Origin of the sequence: Caulobacter sp. UNC358MFTsu5.1, assembly GCF_000712075.1 — a bacterium.
Lineage (GTDB): Bacteria > Pseudomonadota > Alphaproteobacteria > Caulobacterales > Caulobacteraceae > Caulobacter.
Window position 1 is genome coordinate 427,948 of sequence record NZ_JONW01000008.1, and the last position, 20,280, is coordinate 448,227.

Below are 20,280 nucleotides of genomic sequence, written 5' to 3' on the forward strand. Positions count from 1 at the left end.
GCCGCAAAGGCCACTCAGCAATCCGCCCTATGGCCGCTGGGATCGCGCCCGACCACTCTTCGAGGCCTAAAGCCACGGAGACCTGGGTCATGGGCCTCACGCCGAACATCCGATCCGCCGCCCGCCGAACCGCCCTGGCGCTGGGCGCGGGCCTCGTCCTGGTCCTGGCCGCCGGGACCCAACAGGCCCAGGCGTCCGAGGGCGGGGCCAGCCTCTACCTGCTGGGATCGGGCGGACCGGGGAACGCCATCATGCCGCCGCTGCGGGGCGTGTTCTTCGACAACGAGGTCTACTACTACAAGGGCGGGGCCAGCTCCGGAAAGCAGTTCACCGTCGGCGGCAACGTCGTGGCCGGCCTGGACGCCAAGATCCTGGCCGACTTCGCCACGGTCCTGTGGGTGCCGACGACCAACCTCAACGGCGTGACCGTGGCGCTGGGCGCCGCCCTGCCCGTGGGCAACGCCGATGTCGACGTCAACGCGGTGATCACCGGCCCGCACGGGAACCAGATCGGCCGCTCGGCCAGCGACTCCGCCACCGTGATCGGCGACCCGATCGCCACCGGGATGCTCGGCTGGAGCAAGGGGAACGTCCACTACCAGGTCTCGACCATGCTCAACGTCCCGATCGGCGACTACCGCAAGGACGAGCTGGCCAACCTGGCCTTCCACCGCTGGGCGTTCGATTCCTCGTTCGCGGTCAGCTGGCACGACCCCAAGAGCGGCTGGGACGTCAGCGGCAAGGCGGGCCTGACCTGGAACGGCGAGAACCGATACACCGACTACACCACCGGGACCGAGATGCACGTGGAGGCCTCGGTCGAGAAGACCTTCTCGCCGAAGTGGTCGGCGGGCCTGATCGGCTACTATTTCGACCAGGTCAGCGCCGACCGCGGCCCCGGCGCCGTGCTGGGCCCGTTCCAGGGCGAGGTGACCGGCGTGGGCGCGACGGCGGCCTACAACTTCAAGATCGGCCACATGCCCGCCACCCTGCGGGCCCGGGCCTTCACCGAGTTCGACGCCACCAACCGGATGGAGGGCGACTCGTTCTGGCTGGGCCTGACCGTGCCGCTCAGCCTGAAGATGCCCGCCGCGCCGCCGACCTGAGGCTAGCGGACGGTGATGTCCACCGCGATCCGCCGGACCGCGCCGTCGGGGCTGGAGCCCTGCAGCACCATATGGTCGTGGCCGGTATAGCCCGAGGCCGCGGTGTAGAAGGCCTGATGGCCCGGCACCTTGCGGTTGTTGCAGGCCGAGCGCGGATTGGCCGGCGGGAAGGCGGCGAAATAGGGCTCGTCCTTGACCACCGCCGTGCCGTGGGACGGCGGCTGCAGGATGGTCAGTTCGGCGCCCGGAACGTGGGCCGAGCAGTCGGGATCGATGGCGGTGTTGGCCCAGACCCGGATCGGCGCGCTGCCGACGACGGCCTTGGCGACGTTCAGCTTCTCGTAGCCGGACGGATGCCCCGCCGGCTTGACCGTCACGACATACTGCTTCGGTTGGGCGGCGATGGCGGCGCCGGCCCCGATGGCCAGGCCCGCCGCGCAGGCCAGGATGAACAGCTTGGAACCCACCGTAGATCTCCCTGAGGCGGACGCCTCGGGACGCTGCGCTCGGTTCATTTCACGACTATTGCAGGTCGGAAGCGTCGCCGGCCGTCAGTGCGGTCCCGTGGCGTCGATCGAGCTGGCGTCCACCACCTGGGCCTCGTCGCGGGCCTCGCGCGGGGCCGCGGCCTCGCCGACCCGGCGCATGATCGGGTCGATCAGGGCGTAGGCGACCAGGCCGACCAGCACCACGACGTTCATCAGATAGGGCGACGGGTGGGCCCACTTGTACAGCGCCACGCCCAGCACCGGGGCGATGATCACCGAAGCGCCGTTGATGGCGCTGATCGCCCCGGCCACCGCCCCCTGCTCCTCGTGCCCCACCGACAGCGAGGCGCCGGCCGTGAAGCCGGGCCGGGCGAAGCCGTATCCCAGGCTGCACAGGGCGAAGCCGACGACCAGGGTGTGGTAGTCCGGCGAGAAGGCGACGATCAGGTTGCCCAGGCCCGCGCAGCCCGCGCCCAGCCACAGCAGCTGGCGCGGGATCAGGCGCAGCATGCGGATCAGGCCCCACTGGGCCAGCAGGCTGGCCACCGCCCCGGCCATCATGGCGATCCCCGCGAAGGCCGCCGCCTTGGCCGGGCTGATGTTGAGCTTGTCGATGACCATGAAGCCCAGGGTCTGCTGGTTCACCGTCTGGGCGCTGGCCAGCAGGAAGCCGTAGAGGATGAAGGGCATGATCCGCCGGTCGTTCCAGCGCACGCGGGCCCGGGGTTTCCGCGCCGTGTCGCCGGCGCGCTCGGGGATCTCCTCGGGCGCTTCGGGCAGGCCGCGCATCACCAGGATCAGCACCACGCCGGCGATCAGCGCGAACGAGAACATCGGCCCCGACAGGGTCAGCAGCGGGAACACCAGGAACGGCGCGACGGCCGGGCCCAGGATCGTGCCCAGCCCGCTGGCCGAGGCCATGGTGGCCAGGGCGTTGGTGCGGTCGGCCGGCGCCGTGCGGTCGGCGACATAGGCCTGGGCCGCCGGGTTGGAGGCGCTGCCCACCAGGCCGAAGATCGCCCGCGACAGGGCCGCGCCGGCGAACACCGCCAGCGGGACCATCAGGCCCTTCAGTCCCATCAGGATGAAGAAGCCGAAGCCCAGCATCGACACGGCGAAACCGGCCATGCCCAGGATCACCATCGGCTTGCGGCCGCGCTTGTCCGACATCCGCGCCCAGACCGGCGACATCACGCCCCACAGCAGGGCCGACAGCGAGAAGATCGAGCTGATCAGGACGTCCGGGATGCCGACCTGGCGGCCGATGGCCGGCAGCACGGTCTGCAGGGCCGTGTTGCCCGCGGCGCTGGACAGCAGGACGGCGAACAGGATGGCGAAGGCGCGGCCCTTGGCGCGGTCGTCGAGGCGCCCGAAAAGATCAGCGTCCGGGCTGGCTGCGCTCATGCTTCCCCTCCAGGCGACGGCTCGCCCGCTCCTGGCCGGTTGGTCCGGCTCGTGTCGAAGCAGCGACGTCAAACATCTGTTAGGCGGGTGCGGCGAAAGGCGCAACAGGCCCGAAAACCCCCGCTCACCTTGGATTAAGCATTAACGGCGATGATCCCGGCTGAAGTTACCCGGGGCGCCCTTCGTCATGTTCCAGATCATCGGCATCGTTCTGCTGTTCGGCCTCGTGTTCGGCAGCTTCATCATGTCCGGCGGCAAGATGGACGTGATCATCGAAGCCGCCCCGCACGAGCTGATGTGCATCCTCGGCGCGGGCATCGCCTCGTTCCTGATCTCGAACTCGATGACGGTGATCAAGGCCACCGGCGCCGGCTTCGGCAAGATCTTCAAGGGCCCCAAGTGGAAGACCGCGGACTATCGCGACCTGCTGGGCCTGCTGTTCCTGCTGACCAAGACCATGAAGTCCAAGGGCGTCATCGCCCTGGAAAGCCACATCGAGCGGCCGCACGAGAGCGGAATCTTCCTGCGCTACCCGAAGATCATCAAGGACCACTTCGCCGTCGACTTCATCTGCGACACCCTGCGGATGATGACCATGAACCTGGAGGATCCCCACCAGGTCGAGGACGCGATGGAGAAGCAGCTCGAAAAGCACCATCACGAAGGCCTGGCCCCGGCCCACGCCCTTCAGAGCCTGGCCGACGCCCTGCCCGCCCTCGGCATCGTCGCCGCCGTGCTGGGCGTCATCAAGACCATGGGTTCGATCACCGAGCCGCCGGCCGTGCTGGGCGCGATGATCGGCGGCGCTCTGGTCGGCACCTTCCTGGGCGTGTTCCTGGCCTACGGCCTGGTCGCCCCGTTCGCCACCCGCCTGACCGCCGTGGTCGATGAGGAGGGCTCGTTCTACAAGATCATCCAGTCGGTGCTGGTCGCCCACCTGCACGGCAACGCCGCCCAGATCAGCGTCGAGATCGGCCGCGGCAACGTCCCCAGCGAGGCCCAACCCAGCTTCCTGGAACTGGAAGAAGCCCTGCAGGCCATCCCCAACGAGGTCTGATCCGGGCGATCACGGACCGATCACGGATCCGTGAACATTTGTCTTGCCCCTGCCACCGAACTGATGTTCTGTGACCTTGTGACGCGGCCCCAACGAGCCGCGATCGCCCAAAAAGCAGTCGCAAGGGAAGTCCCTATGACCACCAAGATTCTCCGCTCGTTCCTGATCGCCGGCGTGGCCGTCTCGGCCCTGTCGCTGGCCGCCTGCGGCCCGAAGACCGACACCGCCGCCGACGCCAACGCCAGCAAGGCCGCCCAGGACGCCGCCGCCTCGGCCAGCACGGCCCAGGACGCGTCCGCGAACGCCGCCACCGCCGCCGCCGACGCCAACAAGGCCGCCGCCGACGCCGCCGCGGCTCCGGCCGCCCCGGACGCCACGACCGCCGCCGAAGCGCCCGGCACGACCACCACCACGACCACCACCACCGAAAAGAAGACCGAACCGGCCGCCCACTAAGGCGGGTTCGCTTCCAAGCGATCCGGAAGGGCCGTCCGCGAGGGCGGCCCTTCTTCTTTGCGGGCTTCTTCTGAAAGAGTCGGGCGCGCCCTATAAGCGGCGCATGAGCGATCCGGCCGCCCCCTCCCCCGACTCCCCGCTGGTCTGGCGCGACGACGGTCTGCCGCAGTCGGCGCTGTACGGCGACGTCTACTTCTCCAGCACCGACGGCCTGGCCGAGACCCGCGCGGTGTTCCTGGCCGGCTGCGACCTGCCGGCCGCCTGGCGAGGGCGCGACCGCTTCGTCGTCGGCGAGTTGGGCTTCGGCACCGGCCTCAACATCGCCGCCCTGCTGGACCTGTGGCGGCGGGAAAAGACCCCCGGCCAGCGCCTGCATGTCTTCTCGATCGAGGCCCACCCGATCACCCGCGACGAGGCGGCCCGGGCCCTGGCGGTCTGGCCGGAACTGGGCGAGGCGGCCCAGGTTCTGCTCGACCACTGGCCGGGCCGGGCGCGAGGCTTCCACCGCATCGACCTGCCCGGCTTCGACGCCACCTTCGACCTGGCCGTGATGAACGTCGAGGACGCCCTCGCCGCCTGGGACGGGGCGGCCGACGCCTGGTTCCTGGACGGCTTCTCGCCCGCCCTGAACCCGGCCATGTGGCGCGAGGAGATCCTGGCCGCGGTGGCCGCCCGCAGCGCCCCCGGGGCGCGGGCCGCCACTTTCACCGTCGCCGGCGCCGTGCGGCGCGGCCTGGCCGCCGCCGGCTTCCAGGTCGACAAGCGTCCGGGCTTCGGCCGCAAGAAGGAACGGCTGGAGGCGGTGTTTCCGGGCGCGCCGTCCGTGATCGCCCGTCCGCGCCGCCTGGCGGTGATCGGCGGCGGGATCGCCGGCGCCGCCATGGCCCGCGCCGCGCGGGCCGAGGGCCTGGACGTGACCATCCTCGACGACGGCCGGGCGCCCGCCTCGGGAAATCCCGCCGCCCTGGTCACCCCCGCCCTGGACGCCGGCGGCGGCCCGCGCGCCGCCCTGCCGGCCCAGGCCTTCGCCCGCGCCGTCGCGCTCTACGCCGACCTGTCGGAGGCCGTGATCGCCCGGGGCGTGCTGAAGCTGGCGGTCGCGCCGCGCGACGGCGAGCGCCACGACGCCGTCGCCGCCCAGGACCTGTTCGAACCGGGCGCCATGCGCGTGCTGGCCGCCGACGACGCCGCGGCGCGTCTGGGCGAACCGGCGGAGGCCGCCCTCGACATGGCCCAGGCGCTGGTCGTCGAGCCGGCCAGGGTGCTGGAGACCTGGCGCGGACCGGCGACCCCGGCCCGCGTGGCCCGGCTGGCGCGCGAGGACGACACCTGGCGCCTGTACGACGCGGAGGATCGCCTGCTGGCCGAGGCCGACACCGTGGTGCTGGCCGGCGGCGTGGAGCAGGCCGCCCTGTGGCCTTCCGCCCCCATCCGCCCCGTGCGCGGCCAGGCCACCTGGGCCGAGCGCCCAGATCCCGACCACGCGCCCACCCCCGCCGCGTTCGGCGCCTATGCGATCCCGACCCGCGACGGGGTGCTGTTCGGGGCCACCCACGATCGCGGCGTCGTCGAGACCGACGCCCGCGAGGCCGACGACCGCCGCAACCTCGCGGCCCTGGCCAAGGGGATGCCCGGCCTGGCCGCCGGGCTCGCCGACGCGCCGCTACGGGGCCGCGCCGCCGTGCGCGCGACCACCGCCGACCACCTGCCGCTGGCGGGCGCGGTTCCCGATGCGCCTGTCGGGCTGTTCGTCCTGGGCGGGCTGGGCGGACGCGGCTTCTGCCTGGCGCCGCTGCTGGCCGAGCATCTGACGGCCCGGATCCTGGCCCTGCCCTCGCCCCTGCCGCGCGACCTGGCCGAGCTGGTCGAGCCCGCGCGATTTTCATCGCGCCCTTAACCTAGAGCGGTATAATCGGCGTCGAAACGGGGAAACAGGAGAACGCCATGCAGCGCATGTTCCTCGTCTTGGCCGCTTCGGCCGCCGCCCTGACCAGCTTCGCCTCCCCCGCCGTCGAGGCCTCGTCCAGGAAGGTCGATCCGTCGCAGTGCTTCCGCACCGAGCGGATGGCCAACTGGGCCTCCGACGACGACCGCAACATCTATGTGAAGCTCAACACCGGCGCGGTCTTCCAGGTGACCCTCAAGGGCGACTGCCCCGGCCTGACGACCTATCGCGTCCTGTCCTTCGACACCGACTTCACCGACCAGATGTGCAACGGCCGCCCCGCCACCGTCATCACGCGCAGCGGCGCGGGCCCGCTGCATTGCGCGGTGCAGTCCATCCGCGCCCTGACGCCCGAGGAAGCCTCCGCCCTGCCGGACAAGCAGAGGCCCTGACGGCGCGGACGCTCGCCACGAGAGCCGACACCCCCAGAACGTCGGCCTGACCGGCCCCCGACGCCCTCTCGGGATTCCGGACGATGACGCTCCCGAACCGCTCGGGGGCGTCTTTCTTTTGCGGATGGTCGCGCCGCCGCCTCGCTCCCAGGGAAGACGCAAAAGAAAAGGGCCCGGCCTTTCGGCCGAGCCCTCAACTTCGGTACCGGATCGCGATCTTAGAAGTTGATCGAGATCGTGGAACGGCGGTTCAGCGGTTCCTTCACACCGTCGCCGGTGGCGACGGCCGGTTCGCTTTCGCCCTTCCAATCCACCGCCAGGGTGGTGGCTTGGACACCGGCGCCCACCAGGGCGTCGGCGACGGCCTTGGCCCGGCGCTCGGAGAGCTTGGCGTTGTACTTCGGAGACCCCGAGGTGTCGGTGTGGCCGACCACGGTGATCTTCGTCGCGTTACCGCCCTTGGCGTAGTCAGCCGCTTGCGAGACCACGGCCTGGGCTTCCGGCGTCAGCACGTACTGATCGAACGGGAAGTAGACCACGAACTCCTTGGCCTCGTAGGCCGGCGGCGGAGGCGGCGGGGGCGGCTCCGGCGGAGGCGGCGGGGGCGGAGGCGGCGGCGGCGGGGGCGGCGGCGGCGGCGGGGGCGGCGGCGAGCCGAAGGTGTAGCGGATACCCAGCGTCAGCGAGGTGTCCTTGTACTTGCCTTCGAACGTGCCGACGTCGGTCACCGCGCCGAAGCGGCCCGGACCGCCGGTGTTGGTGGTCAGCGAACCCCATTGCAGGTCGTCCGTCGCCAGGTAGCGGCCGGTCAGGTCCAGGGACCAGTTCGGCGCGAAGTCCCAGGCCACGCCGAGGATGCCTTGCCAGGCCAGGGCCTGGTCGACGTCGTCGATGCTGGTGTTCTGGAACGCCGCGGCGCCGGCCGGCACGTTGGACAGCTGGCCGTAGACCTTGTTGTGGACCCAGGCGGTACCCAGGCCGGCGCCGAGGAACGGACGCCAGGTCGAGTCCGGCATGAAGTCGTAGATGACGTTGAACATCAGGCTCGAGGCCTTCAGCTCGCCATCCACGCCGCCGCAGGTCGGCGCGGCGGTGGTGCGCATGACGCCGGGGGTGCAGAGACCCGACGGCGTACCCGTGCCGTGGACGCCCGACTGGTCGCCCGGGCGATAGCCGTATTCGCCTTCGACGCGCCAGTTCGGCGTCAGTTTGTAGCCGATACGGCCAAAGCCCGCCCAGTCGTCATCGGGGGAGAAGCTCCACTCCGAGCCGGTGGTGGACGAGGTCCCCTTGACGCCGTCGGGCCAATGGTACCCGACGTCGCCGGCGACGTACCATCCGCTCAACGTCATTTGGGCGGAGGCGCCCGACGCGGCGCAGAGCGCAAGCGTCGCAACACCAGCCAGCAACCCGATTTTCATGATGTAACCCTCTACGTGAATGTCGCGAGATCGGCACTGGGAGCGACCTCACGACGACAACGCGCCAGGATTGAAATCAGGTGTGGCCAAGGCGCCACATTCCGGTCATTTCGTCGAAGAACCGACTCAACGCTCCGGAACCCGGGCCCTTGTTCCTTCAAGAAAACGTCGTCCCCGAGCGATCGCTCCCGTCGCGGCGGCGTGGCCCCAGAACCTCCCGCGCCACGTCGACGAAGGCCCGCAGCTTGGGAGCCTGGGCCGCGCGGCGCGGGAAGTAGAGGAACAGGCCCGGCTCCTCGATCGCGGTGTCGGGCAGCAGCCAGCGCAGGCGCCCGTCGCGCACGGCCTCGCGGACCAGGGGCTCGAACACATAGGCCACGCCCACCCCGGCCAGGGCCAGGTCGCGGGCGTAGAGCGGATCGGTGACGCGGGCGCTGCCCCGCACCCGCACCGCCGTGTCGGCGCCGTTCTCCCGCACCTCCCAGGCATAGTCGCCGCCCGTCGAGATCAGGCGGAAGCCGATGCAGTTGTGATCGGCCAGGTCGGCCAGGACCCCAGGCTCGCCCCTCGCCGCCAGATAGCCGGGCGCGGCGACCATGATCGCCTTGAACGGCGGGGTCAGGCGGACGGCGGTCATGTCCTGGGCGATCATCTCGCCCAGCCGCACGCCGGCGTCCCAGCCGCCGGCCACGATGTCGACCAGGCCGTCGTCCGAAGTGACCTCGATCACCAGGTCCGGGTGCCGCCAGGCCATTTCGGCGATCACCCGGGTCAGGGCGGTCTCGAGCGCCACGCGCGGCGCGTTCAGACGCAGCACGCCGGTCACCCGCCCCCGGGTCGCCCGCAGCCGCTCGACCGCCTCGCCCACCTCGGCCAGGGCCGGGCCGACCTCGGCGACGAACTGGGCGCCGGCCTCGGTCAGGGCGACGCTGCGGGTCGTGCGGGCCAGCAGCGGCAGGCCCAGCCGGTCCTCGACCGTCTTGACCGCGTGGCTGACCGCCGAGGGGCTCATGCCCAGCTCGGCCGCCGCCGCCGCGAAGCCGCCGCGTCGGGCGACAGCCAGGACCACGGGGAAGTGCGCGATCAGGTCTCGATCCATTCCTGCACGATATCGAACAGCCAATGCGATTTGAACCGGCTTATCGCGCAATGCCTCGGTTGCGATCTTCGTCCGGCGTTCGGACGGAACGCGTTCCGAACCGGAGATTCCCATGACCGCCACCGCCTCCGCCAAGACCTGGTTCATCACCGGCGCCGCCTCGGGCTTCGGCCGCGCCTTCGCCGAGCACGCCCTGTCGCGCGGCGACAACGTCGTGGCCACGGCGCGCTCGGTCGCCAAGCTGGACGGCCTGGTCGCCCTGGACCCGGCCCGGGTGTTGGCCGCCAAGCTGGACGTCGACCAGGCCGGCGACGCCGAGGCCGCCGTCGCCGCGGCGGTCGCCCGCTTCGGCCGCATCGACATCCTGGTGAACAACGCCGGCTACGGCGTGGTCGGCGCCCTGGAGGAGACGCCGGACGCCGAGCTGCGGGCGATCATGGACACCAACTTCTTCGGCGCCCTGGCCGTGATCCGCGCCGCCCTGCCGACGCTGCGGGCCCAGGGCTCGGGCGCGATCGTCAATATCTCCAGCCTGGGCGGCCAGCTGTCGTTCGGCGGCTTCTCGGCCTATTCGGCCAGCAAGTTCGCCCTGGAGGGCGCTTCGGAGGCCCTGGCCCAGGAGGTCGCGCCGTTCGGGATCAAGGTGCTGATCGTCGAGCCCGGCCAGTTCCGCACCGACCTGGCCGGCGCCGGCATGCGCCACATGCCGATCCTGGCCGCCTACCAGGACACCGTCGGCCCCACCCGCGCCTTCGCCCACGACATGCACGGGACCCAGCCCGGCGATCCGCGCAAGGCCGCCGCCGCGATCGTCACGGCGCTGGACGCCGAGGTGACCCCTCTACGCCTGCAGCTGGGCGCCGACGCGGTCGAGGCCGTGCGCGGCCACGCCCAGGCGATGCTGGCCGACCTGGCGGCGTGGGAGGCGGTGGCGACGGCCACGCGTCACGACGACGCCTGAACAGGCGTCGGGTCGATCTGATTTTAGGAAGGGAATGGTGGACGCGACAGGGATTGAACCTGTGACCCCTACGATGTCAACGTAGTGCTCTCCCGCTGAGCTACGCGTCCGCCGAAGCGATCCGAAGCGCCTCTTAAAAGGCGTCCCGGCCGGGAAGGTGTGGGGGTATAGCGGCGGCTTGGCCGTCGCGCAACCCGCCTTTCGGCGGGTCCCCAAAAAATTAGGCGGCCATCATCTTCTCGACCTCGGAGACGAGGTCGCGCAGGTGGACGGGCTTGGACAGCACCTTGGCGCCGGCCGGCGCGCGGTCCTGGGCCGACAGGGCCACGGCGGCGAAGCCGGTGATGAACATGATGCGCAGGGACGGGTCGCGGGCGGCGGCCTGGCGGGCCACCTCGATGCCGTCCATGCCGGGCATGACGATGTCGGTCAGCAGCAGGTCCCAGGGGGTGTCCAGGTGCTGGACGGCTTCCTCGCCGTCGGCGCAGGCCGTGACCTCGAATCCGGCCCGCTCGAGGGCCCGGGCCAGGAACCCGCGGAGGGAGTCATCGTCTTCGGCGAGGAGGATGCGGGCCATGCGGTCAGTTTCCAGGCGATCGGCGGAATTGGAAAGCGGGAATCTAGAGAAGGACGGTAAATCGCGGATGAACCGGCCCCGCGCTGTCCACAGGTAAAGCTTCGGCGCCGGGCCCCGCTCCTTATAACCCGGGCGCTTGGCGTTTGACCCGGAACCGTCCGGCCGCGACAATAAGCCCATGACCGCATGGGAGCCGATCGCTTCGGAAACGCCGGCGACGGCTGAGCAGGGCTTCTCGCCGGCTTTCGAGATCGCGCGGGCCCAGGCCGAAGGCGAGCCGCCCCCGACCCCGCTGGTCTTCGCCTCGCCCCATTCGGGCCGGCTGTATCCGCCCGACATGATGGCCGCCGCGCGGCTGACGGCCCAGGACCTGCGCGGGTCCGAGGACGCCTTCGTCGACGACCTGATCGCCGGCGCGCCCGCCCAGGGGGCCTGCGTGATCCGCGCCCGGCTGGCCCGCGCCTATATCGACTTGAACCGCGACGCCTGGGAGCTGGACCCGGCGATGTTCGAGGACGCCCTGCCCGACTTCGCCCAGGCCCGCACGGCGCGGGTGGCGGCGGGGCTGGGCGCCATCGCCCGCGTGGCCGGCGAAGGCCGCCCGATCTACGCCCGCAAGCTGACCTTCGCCGAGGCCAAGGCCCGCATCGAGACCGCCCACCGGCCCTATCACGACGCCCTGGACCGCCTGCTGGCCCAGGCGCGCAACGCCCACGGCCTGGCGATCCTGGTCGACTGGCACTCGATGCCGGCGGCGGCGGCCCGCGGCCACAGAGCGCGCGGCGGCGGCCCGTGCGACATCGTGCTGGGCGACCGCTTCGGCGCCGCCTGCGGTCCCAAGCTGACCGCGCTGATGGAGAAGACCCTTGAGGGGCTGGGCTATCGCGTCGCTCGCAACGCCCCCTACGCCGGCGGCTACACCACCGAGCACTACGGCCGCCCCGCCCGGCGCACCCACGCCATCCAGGTCGAGATCAACCGCGCGCTCTATATGAACGAGACGACGCGCGAGCCGACCGAAGGCCTGGCGCGGCTGAAGGCGCATATCGAGTCGGTGACGGCCCGGCTGGTCGCGACCGACTGGGCCGAGCTGCTCTAGCTCTTCCGAATCCGGGTTTTTCGCGAAAACACCCCGAGCGTGGCCGTTCGCCTTGGGTTCGCCCAGGTTGCGGGCAAAAAAAAGCCCGGCTCGAAAGCCGGGCAGTTCATTAGGGAGGAAACGCCCAGGAAGGGCAGAGGCGGCAGCGCCGCCTCACAGGTTGCTTATAGGGTGCGGTGCGAAATGCATCAAGCGAAATCTTCGACAACGTTGTCGTTTTTTATATCGCGAACCGAGTGAAATCCTTTGTAACACAAGGGACAGAGAACGCCGCTCTCCAAGCTTGGCCGATTTTGGCGACAATGCTGCACTGCACAATTAGTTGCCGAAGAAACGACATCCGCCCGCAACTTTCGCAAACCCTATGAATTTAAGGGGTTTGAGCGTGACACCGGTTACCGTGGCAATTCCACGCGCAGGGGTGGGGGTGGATAAACGTCGCGCAGTCGCGTAAAAGCCGCGCGCCTGACGCGCCCGCGTCAAACCCCATCTGTTCCTCCCCGAAAGTCCGCCTTCTCCATGTCCATGCGAAACATCGCCATCATCGCGCACGTCGATCATGGCAAGACCACCCTCGTCGACCAGCTCCTGGCCCAGTCGGGCGTGTTCCGCGCCAACGAGGCGACGACCGAGCGCGCCATGGACTCCAACGACCAGGAGCGCGAGCGCGGCATCACCATCCTGGCCAAGTGCACCAGCGTCCTGTGGAACGGTGAAGCGGGCGAAACCCGCATCAACATCATCGACACCCCCGGCCACGCCGACTTCGGCGGCGAGGTCGAGCGCATCCTGGGCATGGTGGACGGCTGCGTCCTGCTGGTCGACGCCGAGGAAGGCGTCATGCCGCAGACCAAGTTCGTGCTGACCAAGGCGCTGAAGATGGGCCTGCGCCCGATCCTCTGCATCAACAAGGTCGACCGCGCCCACGCCGATCCGGACCGCGTGCACAACGCCGCCTTCGACCTGTTCGCCGCCATCGGCGCCACGGACGAGCAGCTGGACTTCCCGCACATCTACGCCTCGGGCCGCGCCGGCTGGGCCACGCTCGACCTGAACGTCCCCAACGACAACCTGGCCCCGCTGTTCGACCTGATCGTCCGCCACGTGCCGGAACCCAAGCAGATCGAGAAGAAGGACGAGCCGTTCCAGATCCTGAACGTGCTGATCGAATCCGATCCGTTCCTGGGCCGCCTGCTGACCGGCCGCATCGAGAGCGGCAAGGCCGTCCCCGGCATGGCCATCAAGGCCCTGGACCGCAACGGCAAGGAAATCGAGCGCGGCCGCATCACCAAGGTGCTGGCCTTCCGCGGCCTGAAGCGCCAGCCGATCGACGAGGGCGCCGAGGCCGGTGACATCGTCGCCATCGCCGGCATGTCCAAGGCCACCGTGGCCGACACCCTGTGCGCCCTGGACCTGACCGAGGCCCTGCCGGCCCAGCCGATCGATCCGCCGACCATCTCGATGACCGTCTCGGTCAACGACTCGCCCCTGGCCGGCCGCGAAGGCGACAAGGTGCAGAGCCGCGTGATCCGCGACCGCCTGCTGAAGGAAGCTGAGTCCAACGTCGCCATCAAGGTGACCGAGTCGACCGAAGGCGACGCCTATGAAGTCGCCGGCCGCGGCGAACTGCAGCTGGGCGTCCTGATCGAGAACATGCGCCGCGAAGGCTTCGAGGTGTCGATCAGCCGTCCGCGCGTGGTGTTCCAGAACGATCCGGAAACCGGCAAGCGCCTGGAACCGATGGAAGACGTCATGATCGACGTCGACGACGAGTTCTCGGGCATCGTCATCGAGAAGCTGTCGCTCCGTAAGGCCGAGCTGAAGGACATGGGCCCGTCGGGCGCGGGCAAGACCCGCCTCCAGCTGACCGCCCCGTCGCGCTCGCTGATCGGCTACCAGGGCGAGTTCCTGACCGACACCCGCGGCTCGGGCGTGCTGAACCGCGTGTTCAGCCACTACGAGCCCTACAAGGGCGCCATCGACCAGCAGCGCAAGGGCGTGCTGATCTCGAACTCGGACGGTGAGACCGCGGCCTACGCGCTGTGGAACCTGGAAGAGCGCGGCGTGATGTTCGTCGGCGCCGGCGAGAAGACCTATCAGGGCATGATCATCGGCGAGAACGCCCGTCAGGACGACCTCGACGTCAACCCGATGAAGGCCAAGCAGCTGACCAACGTCCGCGCCTCGGGCAAGGACGAGTCGATCCGCCTGACCCCGCCGCGCCGCATGACCCTCGAGCAGGCCATCGCCTACATCGAGGAAGACGAGCTGGTGGAAGTGACGCCCAAGAACATCCGCCTGCGCAAGCAGGTCCTGAACCCGTCGTTCCGCAAGCGTCGCGTCAAGGAAGAATAGTCGCTTCCCAGACTCTTCTGGGACAGACGATCAAGAAGCCCGTCATCTCTTGGGATGGCGGGCTTTTTCACGCGCCTTTGCTCAGCTTACGGTTAACCCGCGTTTCAGGAACCGACGGTACGTTGCAGGCGGGGGATGCGGGGGCGTCCTGAAGTGCAGGACCGCGCCGTGCGCCAGACTTCCTTCTTTTCGGGCGTCATTTCGGGAACCGCCTCGCGAGCCGCCGCCCTGCTGTCGCGCCACCTGACCGCCGTGCCCGAGGCCATGGCCGGCCGCGTCCGGTTCGAGCAGCTGGCCAGCATCCAGCGCCTGACGCCGGTGATGATGGCCGCCAACATCATCAACGCCCAGCTGGTCTGCCTGGCCGGCCTGGGCGGGACGCATCGCCTCACCCTGCTGGTCTGGGCCGGCGTGGTCACCTGCTACGCCCTGCTGGGCCTGCGCGGCTGGGTCGCCGCCCGCCGCCGCAAGAGCGGCAAGAACACCGTCTCGGCCCGCGGCGTGCGCCGCGTGGCCCTGCAGGCCGGGCTACTGGGCTTCATCTGGGGCCTGTTGCCGGCCCTGGCCCTGCACGACGCCGGCCTCCACATGAGCATGCTGGTCGTGGCCCTGATGGCCGGGATGATCGGCGTGGGAAGCTTCGCCCTGCTGACCCTGCCCGTGGCGGCCCTGGCCTACACGACGCCGCTGGTCGTCGGCTCGCTGTGGGTGCTGCTGACCAGCCACGAGCCCATCCTGCTGGCCTTGGCCGGCCTTCTGATCTTCTGCTACCTGGTCGTGGGCCTGTCGTGCCTGTCGCACGCCAAGGTCTTCGTCGACCGCCTGGTGGCCGGCGACGAGCTGGAGCGCCAGAAGCAGGTGGTCAGCCTGCTGCTCAGCGACTTCGAGGAAGGCTCCAGCGACTGGCTCTGGGAAGTCGACGCCGCCGGGGCCCTGACCTACGTCTCCGAACGCATGGCCGAAGCGGCCGGCCGGCCGCGCGAGGACCTGCTGGGCCGCCGCGTCAGCGAGCTGGGCGCCGAACTGGCCGAGGCCCCCGAGGGCCTTTCCAACCTGGGCGGACTGCTGATCGACCAGAAGGCCTTCCGCGACGTGGTCGTGTCGGTGCTGGTCGGCGACGAACTGCATTGGTGGGCGCTGAGCGGCAAGCCGATCCATGACCTGGACGGGGCCTTCGCGGGCTTCCGGGGCGTAGGGGCCGACGTCACCCAGGCCCGCAAGGACCAGGAGCGCATCAAGCGCCTGGCCCACTACGACGTGCTGACTGGCCTGCCCAACCGCCTGTCGTTCCTGCAGGCCCTGAGCGCCGCCTGGGACGCCAAGGGCAAGACCTCGGGCTGCGCGGTGCTGTGCCTGGACCTGGACCACTTCAAGGGCGTCAACGACAGCCTGGGCCACCCGATCGGCGACGCCCTGCTGGCCGAGGCGGCCGGCCGCCTGCGCGCCTGCGTCGGCGAGACCGGAGTCGTCACCCGCCTGGGCGGCGACGAGTTCGCCGTGGTGGTCCGCGACCACCTGGCGCCCGCCGAGCTGGGGGCCCTGGCCCAGGCCATCGTCGACGCCCTGTCCCAGCCCTACGAGCTGAACGACCATCACGTGTCGATCGGGGCCAGCGTCGGCATCGCCGTGGCCCCGGCCGACGCCGACGACGCCGACACCCTGCTGAAGAACGCCGACCTGGCCCTCTATCGCGCCAAGGGCGACGGGCGCGGGGCCTATCGCTTCTTCGAGGCGACCATGGACCTGTGGGCCCAGGAGCGCCGGGCCCTGGAGATCGACCTGCGCTCGGCCCTGAAGAACGACGAGCTGAAGCTGTTCTTCCAGCCGCTGATCGGCGCCAAGGCCCACGAGACCATCGGCTTCGAGGCCCTGCTGCGCTGGCAGCACCCGCGCCGCGGCCTGGTCGGGCCCGACGACTTCATCGAATGCGCCGAGCAGTGGGGCCTGATCTGCAAGATCGGCGAGTGGGTGCTGAACGAGGCCTGCCGTCAGGCCGCCGCCTGGCCCGCGCCGCTGAAGGTGGCGGTCAACCTGTCGCCCAACCAGTTCGCGGCCGGCGACCTGGTGGACCAGGTGCGGGCGGCCCTGGAGGCCTCGGGCCTGGCGCCCTCGCGCCTGGAGCTGGAGATCACCGAGGGCCTGCTGCTGCGCGACACCGCCGGCACGCTGGAGCAGCTGAAGGCCCTGAAGGACCTGGGCGTGCGCATCGCCATGGACGACTTCGGCACGGGCTATTCCAGCCTGGCCTATCTGTGGCGGTTCCCGTTCGACAAGATCAAGATCGACCGCACCTTCGTGGCCGAGATGGCGGGCAACCCGGCGATCGCCGACATCCTGCGCACCATCACCCTGCTGGGCCGCACCCTGAACCTGGAGGTCACCGCCGAGGGCGTGGAGACCGCCGACCAGGCGCGGATCCTTGAGGACATGCGCTGCGATCACTTCCAGGGCTACCTGTTCGGCCGTCCCATGCCGATCGCCGACATCCCCGGCTTCCTGCTGGACAACACGGCGCAGCAGATGCGCCGGATCGTGCTGGACGAGGCCGCCGAGAGCGCCGCGGCGGCCAAGGGCGCCTAGATCCGGCGTCGCCCGCTGAACAGGCCCACGATCCACAGCAGGACGATCGCCCCGACGGTCGAGACCAGCAGGCTGCCCAGCCAGCCGAAGAAGTGGATGTTGAACATGCTGGCCAGGAAGGCGCCGATCAGGGCGCCGACCAGGCCGACGATCAGGTTGGTGATCAGGCCGTGATTGCGGCCCATGACCTGTTCGGCGATCCAGCCGGCGAAGATGCCGATGATGACCGCACCGATGAAACCCACGCCGTTCATGTGCTGAAGATCCTCACAGCCAAGATTTGCTGCTGGAACACCGGAACCCCCGGAAAGGTTGCGCCGCGGCCGACCGGCCGGTCGCTCGACAGCCGGTGAGCGCCGTGGAACACTTTGGAATGGACCATGGACCAGACCTTGTCGGCGTCGCCTTCTTCGCGCTGTGCACGATCTTCATGCTGTGCCTGACGCGATGGCCGCGCCTATGGATCGCGTTGGCCGCCAATCGGCGCTGGGCGATCGAGGAATTTCCCCGGAAGCGGCGCGCGCTCTTGGTCCTCACCCGCCTCGGCGCGCTGCTCTGCGCGTGCATGACGGTGGCGATGTACTACCTCTAGACCCTAGCGCGCGGTGTCGATACGGGCGACCACGCTCATGCCCGGCCGCAGGCGGGCGACACCGTCCTGGTCCGGATCGAGCGCGATGCGGGTAGGCAGGCGCTGGACCACCTTGGTGAAGTTGCCGGTGGCGTTGTCGGGCTTGATCACCGCGAATTCCGAGCCGGTGGCCGGTCCCAGCCGCTCGACATGGCCGCGCAGCTTCAGCCCGCCCAGGGCGTCGACCTGGACCGTCGCCGGCTGGCCCACCTTGATATGGGCCGTCTGGGTCTCCTTGAAGTTGGCGGTCACCCAGGTCTGGCGCGGCACCACGCCCATCAGCTGGGTCCCGACGGCGACGTACTGGCCCAGCTTCACGCCCACCTCGCCCACCGCCCCGTCCTCGGGCGCACGGATGGTGGTGTTGGCCAGGTCGATGCGGGCCAGCTCGACGGCCGCCCGGGCGTTGGCCAGGGTGGCCTCCAGCCCTTCGCGATTGACCTTGGTGGTGGCCAGGGCTTGGCGGGCGATGTCGATATTGGCCGCCGTCTGGGCGACGCCGGCGGCGGCCTGGCGCTGGGCCACCTGCAGCACGTCGCGCTGGCTGGGGGCCAGCCAGCCCTGGGCCAGCAGCGGCTCGGCCCGCTTGATGTCGACCTGGGCCTTCGCCAGGGCCGCCTGGCTGCTGCCGGCCTGGGCCTCGGCGAGGCGGATCTGGGCGGCGTTGGAGGTCTGGGCCTGGGTGTTGGCGTCCAGGGCCGCCTGGGCCGAGCGCACGCTGGCCTCGGCCTGGGCCAGCTTCTGGCGGTAGATGCGGTCGTCGATCTGGACCAGCACCTGGCCCGCCTTCACCGCCTGGAAATCCTTGACCGCCACCGCCGTCACATAGCCGTCCACCTTGGGGGCCAGCAGGGTGACATAGCCGCGGACATAGGCGTTCTCGGTGCTCTGCACCGTGCCGGTGAACGGCGGCAGCTTCCAGGCGTAGAGCACCAGCAGCACCCCGCCAATTCCGGCGACGATCACCGGGATGGCCGCGCGCGACCACATCCGTTTCGGGGGCGGCGGCGGAGGGGCGGTCGGCGTGGCGGCTTGCGGGTCGGACATCAGGCGGCCTCCACGGGCGTCAGCCGGGCCGCGCGCCTCAGGCGCAGGTCGGACCGGACGCGCAGGAACAACAGGTAGAAGAACACCATCATCGCCATCACGGCCACGGTGGCGAACACGTCGTCATAGGCCAGCACCGTGGCCTCGCGCGTCGCCTGCTGGGCCAGCAGGGCCGCGCCCTCGCCGCTGCGCAGGGCCGGGTCGGTCAGGACGCCGGCATAGGTCCCCGACAACTGCTTCACCCGCAGGGCCACCTGCGGGTCGGTCAGGCTGAGGCGGTCGACGATAGCGGCCGAATGCACCCGCTCGCGGACAGTCATCAGCGTGCCCAGAAAGGCCGAGCCGCCCAGGGCCCCGATCACCTGGCCGGTCGAGAACAGCACGATGAAGCTGACGATGTACTCCTGGCCCATGCGGATGGCGCGCGGGAAGCCGGCCAGCAGGGCGGCGGGCAGGAACAGGGCCCCGGCGAAGGCCATCATGCCCTGGCTGAGATACATCTGCTCGGGCCGGGTCAGGCTGGTGGACAGGCTGTCCATCCAGGCCGCGGCCGCCACCATCAGCAGGGCGATCAGGGCCGGTGTGCTGACGTGCTCGGGATTGATCGTGAAGGCCACGATGACCATGCCGGCCAGGGTGGCCGCCAGCATCACCCACGACAGCCCGGCCATCTGGTCGTTGTTCATGCCCAGGGTCTGCAGCAGGCCGAACGCGCCGACGCCCTGCTCGGACAGCACGATGCGGAACAGCAGGATGATCACCAGCAGACGCAAGAGATCGGCGCTGGTCAGCCAGCGCAGGTGGATCAGCGGCTTCTTGCGGTGCAGCTCGACCAGGGCCGAGGCCGCCAGCAGCACGATGGCGGCGGCCAGGCACCAGCCGATCCAGGCGGTGTCGAACCACCAGACGTAACGCCCCTGCCCCAGCACCACGCACAGCAGGGCGATGCCCGGGGCGAACAGGGCGAAGGTGAGGAAGTCGCGCCACTCGAACATCTGCACGCGCGGGATCGGCGGCAGGCGCAGCAGGTTCACCGCCGACAGGCAGACGACGCTCAGCCCGATCTCGGCCAGATAGAGTCCATGCCATTGGCCAGTGTCCAGGAGGTCGGAGGAGACCAGTCGCGACAGCGGCAGGGCCAGCTGCGCCCAGCCCACGCCCAGGGCGATGCCGACGATGCGCCGCTCGGGCGGCGCGGCCTCGACCATGTAGAGCAGGGTCAGGGTCGACAGGGCCGAGGCGGCCATGCCCGCCGCCGCCCGCACCGCGATGGCCGAGCGCAGGTCGTTGCTCAGGAGGTGCGCCAGGCCCACCACGATGAACAGCCCCAGCCCGATGTCGGCGAACAGCCGCAGGCCGTACTGGAAGCGGAACTTCACGGCCAGCAGGCCGATCGTGGCGTTGGCGGCGGTGTAGGCGATCGACAGCCAGGCCGACTCGTTGGTGTAGGCGCCCAGCGAGCCCTGGATCCAGGGCAGGTTGTTGTTGATCAGGTTGGCGCCCAGCCCCTGGGTCAGGCCCAGCAGCATCGACACCGCGCCGTAGGCCAGCCCGTGCGACCAGGTCCAGGGCGGCGGAGACGGCGGTGCGGGGACGGCGCTGTCGGTCACTTCAGAGGAAGCTCCGCCTTGGGGAAATCGTTCCACGCGACGACCCAAGCTA

At 70.0% G+C, this 20,280-nt stretch carries 18 protein-coding genes and 1 tRNA gene; 10 read left to right on the plus strand and 9 right to left on the minus strand.

The window, feature by feature from the left end:
• Nucleotides 1-89: 89 nt before the first annotated feature.
• A complete protein-coding gene (locus BR39_RS0117040; protein ID WP_029914368.1) occupies nucleotides 90-1,106 on the plus strand; it encodes a transporter in 1,017 nt (338 codons plus the stop codon).
• 2 nt (nucleotides 1,107-1,108) lie between these two features.
• Here BR39_RS0117040 and BR39_RS0117045 read toward each other — a convergent pair whose 3' ends face one another.
• Both BR39_RS0117045 and BR39_RS0117050 read right to left on the minus strand, forming a co-directional pair.
• On the minus strand, nucleotides 1,109-1,573 hold the full coding sequence (locus BR39_RS0117045) for a hypothetical protein (RefSeq protein WP_029914378.1): 465 nt from the start codon (nucleotides 1,571-1,573) through the stop codon (nucleotides 1,109-1,111).
• Between the two features lie 84 nt (nucleotides 1,574-1,657).
• Nucleotides 1,658-2,998, minus strand: a complete 1,341-nt coding sequence (locus tag BR39_RS0117050) for an MFS transporter (protein WP_029914380.1) — start codon at nucleotides 2,996-2,998, stop codon at nucleotides 1,658-1,660.
• Nucleotides 2,999-3,185: 187 nt separating this feature from the next.
• Between BR39_RS0117050 and motA the strand changes: the two genes are divergently transcribed.
• The 4 genes from motA to BR39_RS0117070 all read left to right on the plus strand — a co-directional run bounded on the left by motA (nucleotide 3,186) and on the right by BR39_RS0117070 (nucleotide 6,848).
• Complete coding sequence (gene motA, locus BR39_RS0117055) at nucleotides 3,186-4,055, plus strand: flagellar motor stator protein MotA (RefSeq protein ID WP_029914382.1); 870 nt, start codon at nucleotides 3,186-3,188, stop codon at nucleotides 4,053-4,055.
• Nucleotides 4,056-4,190: 135 nt separating this feature from the next.
• Nucleotides 4,191-4,511, plus strand: coding sequence for a hypothetical protein (locus tag BR39_RS0117060; protein ID WP_029914384.1), 321 nt, complete (start codon nucleotides 4,191-4,193; stop codon nucleotides 4,509-4,511).
• Nucleotides 4,512-4,614: 103 nt separating this feature from the next.
• Nucleotides 4,615-6,408: a tRNA (5-methylaminomethyl-2-thiouridine)(34)-methyltransferase MnmD gene (mnmD, locus tag BR39_RS0117065; RefSeq protein WP_029914386.1), complete on the plus strand. Its 1,794-nt coding sequence runs from the start codon at nucleotides 4,615-4,617 to the stop codon at nucleotides 6,406-6,408.
• 47 nt (nucleotides 6,409-6,455) lie between these two features.
• On the plus strand, nucleotides 6,456-6,848 hold the full coding sequence (locus BR39_RS0117070; RefSeq protein WP_029914388.1) for a DUF6491 family protein: 393 nt from the start codon (nucleotides 6,456-6,458) through the stop codon (nucleotides 6,846-6,848).
• Nucleotides 6,849-7,066: 218 nt separating this feature from the next.
• Here BR39_RS0117070 and BR39_RS27380 read toward each other — a convergent pair whose 3' ends face one another.
• Nucleotides 7,067-8,269: an OmpA family protein gene (locus BR39_RS27380; protein ID WP_029914390.1), complete on the minus strand. Its 1,203-nt coding sequence runs from the start codon at nucleotides 8,267-8,269 to the stop codon at nucleotides 7,067-7,069.
• Nucleotides 8,270-8,426: 157 nt separating this feature from the next.
• Nucleotides 8,427-9,368, minus strand: a complete 942-nt coding sequence (locus tag BR39_RS0117080; RefSeq protein ID WP_051695805.1) for a LysR family transcriptional regulator — start codon at nucleotides 9,366-9,368, stop codon at nucleotides 8,427-8,429.
• Between the two features lie 112 nt (nucleotides 9,369-9,480).
• On the opposite strand from BR39_RS0117080, the gene BR39_RS0117085 reads away from it, so the two are divergent.
• Nucleotides 9,481-10,329, plus strand: a complete 849-nt coding sequence (locus BR39_RS0117085; RefSeq protein WP_029914394.1) for an oxidoreductase — start codon at nucleotides 9,481-9,483, stop codon at nucleotides 10,327-10,329.
• Between the two features lie 35 nt (nucleotides 10,330-10,364).
• On the opposite strand, the gene BR39_RS0117090 is transcribed toward BR39_RS0117085, so the two are convergent.
• Nucleotides 10,365-10,439: transfer RNA gene (locus BR39_RS0117090), tRNA-Val, on the minus strand.
• A 110-nt stretch (nucleotides 10,440-10,549) separates the two neighbouring features.
• Nucleotides 10,550-10,906: a cell cycle two-component system response regulator CpdR gene (gene cpdR, locus BR39_RS0117095; protein WP_012284930.1), complete on the minus strand. Its 357-nt coding sequence runs from the start codon at nucleotides 10,904-10,906 to the stop codon at nucleotides 10,550-10,552.
• 178 nt (nucleotides 10,907-11,084) lie between these two features.
• On the opposite strand from cpdR, the gene BR39_RS0117100 reads away from it, so the two are divergent.
• The 3 genes from BR39_RS0117100 (at nucleotide 11,085) to BR39_RS0117110 (ending at nucleotide 16,940) form a co-directional block, all read left to right on the plus strand.
• Nucleotides 11,085-12,005 carry an N-formylglutamate amidohydrolase gene (locus BR39_RS0117100; protein WP_029914396.1) on the plus strand — a complete coding sequence of 307 codons (921 nt, stop codon included), beginning with the start codon at nucleotides 11,085-11,087 and terminating at the stop codon, nucleotides 12,003-12,005.
• A 519-nt stretch (nucleotides 12,006-12,524) separates the two neighbouring features.
• Nucleotides 12,525-14,360: a translational GTPase TypA gene (typA, locus tag BR39_RS0117105; RefSeq protein ID WP_029914398.1), complete on the plus strand. Its 1,836-nt coding sequence runs from the start codon at nucleotides 12,525-12,527 to the stop codon at nucleotides 14,358-14,360.
• 168 nt (nucleotides 14,361-14,528) lie between these two features.
• On the plus strand, nucleotides 14,529-16,940 hold the full coding sequence (locus BR39_RS0117110) for a bifunctional diguanylate cyclase/phosphodiesterase (RefSeq protein WP_231499489.1): 2,412 nt from the start codon (nucleotides 14,529-14,531) through the stop codon (nucleotides 16,938-16,940).
• On the opposite strand, the gene BR39_RS0117115 is transcribed toward BR39_RS0117110, so the two are convergent.
• Nucleotides 16,937-17,194 carry a GlsB/YeaQ/YmgE family stress response membrane protein gene (locus BR39_RS0117115; RefSeq protein WP_029914402.1) on the minus strand — a complete coding sequence of 86 codons (258 nt, stop codon included), beginning with the start codon at nucleotides 17,192-17,194 and terminating at the stop codon, nucleotides 16,937-16,939. The genes BR39_RS0117110 and BR39_RS0117115 overlap by 4 nt on opposite strands.
• A gap of 26 nt (nucleotides 17,195-17,220) precedes the next feature.
• Here BR39_RS0117115 and BR39_RS0117120 point away from each other — a divergent pair, with 26 nt between their 5' ends.
• Nucleotides 17,221-17,532, plus strand: coding sequence for a hypothetical protein (locus BR39_RS0117120; RefSeq protein ID WP_156035804.1), 312 nt, complete (start codon nucleotides 17,221-17,223; stop codon nucleotides 17,530-17,532).
• A gap of 3 nt (nucleotides 17,533-17,535) precedes the next feature.
• Here the strand turns inward: BR39_RS0117120 and BR39_RS0117125 are convergent, their stop codons facing one another.
• Both BR39_RS0117125 and BR39_RS0117130 read right to left on the minus strand, forming a co-directional pair.
• On the minus strand, nucleotides 17,536-18,618 hold the full coding sequence (locus tag BR39_RS0117125) for an HlyD family secretion protein (RefSeq protein WP_051695807.1): 1,083 nt from the start codon (nucleotides 18,616-18,618) through the stop codon (nucleotides 17,536-17,538).
• Nucleotides 18,618-20,228: a transporter gene (locus BR39_RS0117130; RefSeq protein WP_029914408.1), complete on the minus strand. Its 1,611-nt coding sequence runs from the start codon at nucleotides 20,226-20,228 to the stop codon at nucleotides 18,618-18,620. Before BR39_RS0117130 ends, BR39_RS0117125 begins: the two co-directional genes overlap by 1 nt.
• Nucleotides 20,229-20,280 lie beyond the last annotated feature (52 nt).

Excerpts from the sequence above, each read along its gene's own strand:
- BR39_RS0117040 (WP_029914368.1), top strand. The coding sequence starts at position 90 with ATGGGCCTCACGCCGAACATCCGATCCGCCGCCCGCCGAACCGCCCTG.
- BR39_RS0117060 (WP_029914384.1), top strand. The coding sequence starts at position 4,191 with ATGACCACCAAGATTCTCCGCTCGTTCCTGATCGCCGGCGTGGCCGTC.
- cpdR (WP_012284930.1), bottom strand. The coding sequence starts at position 10,906 with ATGGCCCGCATCCTCCTCGCCGAAGACGATGACTCCCTCCGCGGGTTC.
- motA (WP_029914382.1), top strand. The coding sequence starts at position 3,186 with ATGTTCCAGATCATCGGCATCGTTCTGCTGTTCGGCCTCGTGTTCGGC.
- BR39_RS0117125 (WP_051695807.1), bottom strand. The coding sequence starts at position 18,618 with ATGTCCGACCCGCAAGCCGCCACGCCGACCGCCCCTCCGCCGCCGCCC.
- BR39_RS0117050 (WP_029914380.1), bottom strand. The coding sequence starts at position 2,998 with ATGAGCGCAGCCAGCCCGGACGCTGATCTTTTCGGGCGCCTCGACGAC.
- BR39_RS0117080 (WP_051695805.1), bottom strand. The coding sequence starts at position 9,368 with ATGGATCGAGACCTGATCGCGCACTTCCCCGTGGTCCTGGCTGTCGCC.
- BR39_RS0117100 (WP_029914396.1), top strand. The coding sequence starts at position 11,085 with ATGACCGCATGGGAGCCGATCGCTTCGGAAACGCCGGCGACGGCTGAG.
- BR39_RS0117070 (WP_029914388.1), top strand. The coding sequence starts at position 6,456 with ATGCAGCGCATGTTCCTCGTCTTGGCCGCTTCGGCCGCCGCCCTGACC.
- BR39_RS0117115 (WP_029914402.1), bottom strand. The coding sequence starts at position 17,194 with ATGAACGGCGTGGGTTTCATCGGTGCGGTCATCATCGGCATCTTCGCC.
- BR39_RS27380 (WP_029914390.1), bottom strand. The coding sequence starts at position 8,269 with ATGAAAATCGGGTTGCTGGCTGGTGTTGCGACGCTTGCGCTCTGCGCC.
- typA (WP_029914398.1), top strand. The coding sequence starts at position 12,525 with ATGTCCATGCGAAACATCGCCATCATCGCGCACGTCGATCATGGCAAG.
- BR39_RS0117085 (WP_029914394.1), top strand. The coding sequence starts at position 9,481 with ATGACCGCCACCGCCTCCGCCAAGACCTGGTTCATCACCGGCGCCGCC.
- mnmD (WP_029914386.1), top strand. The coding sequence starts at position 4,615 with ATGAGCGATCCGGCCGCCCCCTCCCCCGACTCCCCGCTGGTCTGGCGC.